The 962-nt window shown below is 58.6% G+C and carries 1 protein-coding gene; it reads left to right on the top strand.

The window, feature by feature from the left end; all coding sequences use genetic code 11:
• Positions 1 to 140: 140 nt before the first annotated feature.
• On the top strand, positions 141 to 962 hold an 822-nt coding region (locus tag UC14_RS26590; RefSeq protein ID WP_112198772.1), incomplete at its 3' end, for an autoinducer 2 import system permease LsrD.

Here is a 962-nt window from a genome sequence, read left to right as displayed (position 1 = left end):
AAAAACTTGCGGCGGCAGAAGTATTCACGCTTTCTGGCGGCCACGCCACCGCCTCAGAAGAAACCCGTTGAACGCAAATCTCAGCAACCGAAAAATACAAGCCGCCGGCTAAGTACCGGCAAAAAGAGCGGGGTAGTGTGATGAACAAACTCCAACAATATGGCTGGGAAATCGCGCTGCTGGCGTTGCTGGTCATCGAAATCTTACTGTTCGGTTTCGCCAATCCGCGCATGCTGGACGCCAGTACGCTGCTGTTCAGCACCAGTGATTTCATCACCATCGGGATTGTGGCGTTACCACTGACACTGGTGATTGTCAGCGGCGGTATCGACATTTCCTTTGGTTCCACCATCGGACTGTGCGCCATCGCGCTCGGTGTACTGTGTCAGGCCGGTGTGCCGCTGGCACTGGCCATTATGCTTACGCTGGCACTGGGCGCGGCCTGTGGTTTGCTCAATGCGGCGCTGATTCTTTATACCGGCGTGAATCCGCTGGTCATCACACTGGGGACGCTCTACCTGTTCGGCGGCAGCGCCTTACTGCTTTCCGGGCTGGCGGGCGCGACGGGTTTTGAGGGTATCGGTAATTTCCCCGATGCGTTCACCAACTTTGCCAATCAGATTGTGCTGGGCCTGCCCATGCCGCTGGTGATCTTCCTGCTGGCGACACTGTTTTTCTGGCTGCTGATGCACCGCAGTCGCACCGGTCGCAACGTCTTCCTCATCGGTCAGAATGCCCGAGTGGCGCGTTATGGCGCATTGCCGGTCAGCCGCACGGTGTTTGCGCTCTACGGCATGACCGGGCTGGCGTCGGCCGTGGCCGCCATTCTGATGACTTCGTATTTCGGCTCGGCGCGTTCTGATCTCGGTAATGCGCTGCTGATGCCCGCTATCACCGCGGTCGTGCTGGGCGGTGCCAATATCTACGGCGGTTCAGGTTCCATTCTCGGCACAGCGCTGGCG

The organism is Rahnella sp. NRRL B-41462 (assembly GCF_003263525.1).
Lineage (GTDB): Bacteria > Pseudomonadota > Gammaproteobacteria > Enterobacterales > Enterobacteriaceae > Rahnella > Rahnella aceris.
Note: the sequence above shows the minus strand (reverse complement) of the source record. Positions and strands in the feature narration are given on the sequence as shown.